Raw genomic sequence first — 3,595 nt, forward strand, 5'->3', positions numbered from 1 at the left:
TCTGAATGCTAAAAACGAAATCCCCATAATAGGACCATCATACTGCTGAAAAGCCACCGGAGCTTCCGTTCAACGGGCTTTCATTTCTTGTCTTGCAGACAAAACGAAAGCTTAGTTATTAGCTGAAGTCTTTTTACATTATTTTTTGTCTTGAAATGGAAAGATTTTTAAAATTTCATTATGCTCAATTAATTTTTTAGCTTTCCAATAATCTGAAATAAATGATAATAATTCTTCCTGTTTTTTGAATAATATTTTTCTAAAATCAGAATTTTCAATTCGATTCTGCAATTCAAATTTAGAAGCCAAATCAAAAGTGATTAATTCAAATATCCAATAAAGTAAATCATCCAAATTAATGGTAATTCTTTTCTCCAATTCTTGTCCTCGTTCTACAACTATAAAATTATAAAATAGAGAATTGTCAATTTCTATATTTGGTTTTGCAAAATCTTCTTGATTTCCAAAAGTTATGTATGAGTTTATGTCAATTTTTTGAGGAAGTTTTAAAGATATTTCTTCTACTTTTTTTCGGATTTCCTCAAGATTTGATATTTGCATTTTCCCCTTTTAAAATTATATATGTTAAACCCCAAATTAAGAATGCAATTATAATAATGAACAAATCATAATTCCAAGATTTGAATTTGTAAAGTTCCCTTAAATTTAATCCTTGTGAAATCAATAATCCAAAGTAAATTAAGTGATAAACAAAAATTGAGTTAATGAGATTTAATTCTTTAAAAAACTTACTTAGCAAATAAATTATTATTGTAATTAAAGCAGAAATTCCAGATTCAATTAATATTGCAAAAGGCATCATTCCAACTTCTCCGCCTGGAAGTTTTGCAATACTAATATAAGGAATAAATAAAGTAGCATTTGCAAAACCAATTAAAATCAAAATTCCTATTAATGTTCCTAATTTTTTCAATTTGACACAGGTTTTTGTAAGATTCTGACTAACGTTAAATTTAAATAGTGATAATCAAACAGTTATATGTTTTCATTTTTTGACTATTTGATTATCCAAAATAGTAAAAATTTCTTCGTTAGCAGCTAAAAACAACTCCGTTTTCGAGTAGGGGAATTCTGACTAACGCTTTAAATTTGTAATGATAATCAGCTTGTTGTAAAATTAAAAAAATACTCATTAGTCAAACCAAATTTAGTGATTTGTTTTTGAATTCTTTTTACCATTCCCAACTTTCTTATTTCGTCACCCAACCTTCGTCTGCGAAATAACCTTTGTGGATAAGGGAACTTGTATTCTGCAGCGAAGAAAACCCGCAGAACCTGCCTGTCGGCAGACAGAACCCCCTTCCAAAGGCTAGCAAACGCCACAAAAAAAAGCAGTAATTCTAAAAAACTGCTTTGTAGCTCTGAATGCTAAAAACGAAATCCCCATAAGAGAACCAAAATACTGTCGAAAAGCTACCGGAGCTTCCGTTCAACGGGCTTTCATTTCTTGTCTTGCAGACAAAACGAAAGCTTAGTTATTATACGATGTTTTTTTTAGAACCAATTTTTTTGTTGCCCATTAAATTTTATTAAAAATTCATTGCCTTCATACTCAAGACCTTTATGTATTTTATTAAATTTGAAGGAATTAGGATTGATTGAGATTTCAGCATTATTTATTTTTAATGTTTTCTTAATTCTATACATTCCAATTCCCTGTCCATTAATATTTATTTTTTTTGCTATGTCTGACCTATATCCACGTAATGAAAGAGAATCAATTTCACTCGGATTTATCTTAATAGAAACCATTTTAATACTAACATTAAATGAGCTTTTTTCTTCATCAAAGTGAATTTTTAGTGTTGTATTTGGGTGGCAATATTTTACTGCATTATCAAATATATAATATAATGAAACGAACAACGAATCATAATCAATTTCTAAAACTCTTTCGCAAGCTGCTAATGAAATTTCAATTCTATTAGATTCAAAATCTTCAGCAAACAATTGTAATATTGATATAAAAACACTTCTTATATCGTGTTGTTCTTTGAAATGAGATGTTCTCTTGTGTAAAACATTTTCAAAAACTGAAAATTCAACTTTTGTGGCGATACTATATTTTAATTCCTTAAGTAATGTGTCTACAGTTACATAAGGTTGTTCTTTAATAATTTTTTTTAGCTGCTCTTTCTGAATATTAACGTTGTCAGAAAGTGATTTTTGTGGAATTAGGGTAAATAAATTTTGAATACTATAAGAATTTATTGATTTGACATTATGAATAAATTCTTCCAAAATGTTATTATTGTTCTCTTTAATAAGCACTTCCAAATTTAGAATTGGTCTGATAAAAAGTACACAATTATCTAGTAATTCATTGAAGAATTTTAATCTTTCAATACACTTTTTATTAATTGTAAGTATTGTCACAATTAAGTCGTCACTTGAAACAGTTCCTATCCTCGCTGTATAATTTTTCTCATTGAAATTTATCGTAATCTTATTTCTTTTGTCTGTATTTTCTCTTAAAAGGTAATCTAAGTTTTGAGGAAAAGTGTTTAATAAATAGTCTCCCGTTCTTGATTTAACAAAGTAAAAATTTTCTTCCATTAATTATTATAAAATTCTAAACTAAATTTTTCCACTAAATGCTGAAATTGATAGGGTAGTGCATTTTTAGCTAAACGAGAATCTGTAAGACTCCACGCTTCATGAAAAGCATTGTTCATACTATTTGCAGAATAAATTATTACCTTCTTTTCATTATATTTTTGCTTAATCATTAATGCTAAATCTAAACCTTCATTTGGTAAACTTAATAATTTTCCAACTCCATTTATATCGACAAAGATTATTTCTGAATTCTTAATATTCTGGTCATCCAATGTCTTCACATCAACAATGGTTTTAGTATTTTTCCAACCACTATCTTTCAAAATTTTTACAATGTTGAAATTTTTATCATCATCAATAAATAAAATTGAGATTTTATTCTTTTTTGAATCAATTATTAAGTTTTTATCTTCTGTAGATTTCTGCATTTCTCTATTGACAATTTCTTTTTGATTACTTATACTATTGATTTGTAAGTTTCCATTATTTGTTATAGTACTTACTCCGCTACTGTTTGAAATATTGTTTACTGAAGCAAAAGATTGTTTCAAATTTTTTGAGCTGTCTTCATTAGGATTATCTTTAGGAATGGTAAAATATAATATTAATTGTGAAGCTGATACTAGAATAAGAATTAAGGGTTCATATTCCCAATTTGATTGAATGCACCAAAAAAGTCCACCGATCAAACCAATTAAAGATATTATTAAAGTGAAAATGTTATGAATAAATGATTTCATTAAAACTACTTTTTACAATTAACTGTAAATATAAAAAAATGTACAATATTTTCTTAAAATATCGTATAACACGTAAATATACGTATATTATCTGAAGTACTAAATTTTTTTATTCATAAAACCAAACAAACTGACAAAGTATTGGATATTAGGGTTTTATCACTACTTTTGTGTAGCGTATTACGGATAAATAACCACCCCGATCGCTCCAGATAAACGTGTAATGATGAATTTTTAACATATCAAAAAAACGAAGTTTACCCATGGATTTCTCC

4 protein-coding genes are annotated in these 3,595 nt (G+C 27.3%); all 4 read right to left on the reverse strand.

Going from position 1 to position 3,595, the window contains the following annotated elements; translation table 11 throughout:
• Positions 1-138 precede the first annotated feature (138 nt).
• Positions 139-561 (reverse strand): Imm63 family immunity protein, encoded by a 423-nt coding sequence (locus tag L0951_RS13560; RefSeq protein ID WP_234111794.1) that lies wholly within the window; start codon positions 559-561, stop codon positions 139-141.
• Entirely contained in the window at positions 542-934 is a 393-nt protein-coding gene (locus L0951_RS13565; protein ID WP_234111795.1) for a hypothetical protein, read from the reverse strand. The genes L0951_RS13560 and L0951_RS13565 overlap by 20 nt, the downstream gene beginning before the upstream one ends.
• Positions 935-1,515: 581 nt before the next feature.
• Complete coding sequence (locus tag L0951_RS13570; RefSeq protein WP_234111796.1) at positions 1,516-2,577, reverse strand: hypothetical protein; 1,062 nt, start codon at positions 2,575-2,577, stop codon at positions 1,516-1,518.
• The gene (locus L0951_RS13575; RefSeq protein ID WP_234111797.1) at positions 2,577-3,320 is read right to left on the reverse strand and encodes a hypothetical protein; all 744 of its coding nucleotides are present in this window, start codon (positions 3,318-3,320) and stop codon (positions 2,577-2,579) included. Before L0951_RS13575 ends, L0951_RS13570 begins: the two co-directional genes overlap by 1 nt.
• Positions 3,321-3,595 lie beyond the last annotated feature (275 nt).

It is taken from the genome of Chryseobacterium sp. R2A-55 (assembly GCF_021401085.1).
Classification (GTDB): domain Bacteria; phylum Bacteroidota; class Bacteroidia; order Flavobacteriales; family Weeksellaceae; genus Kaistella.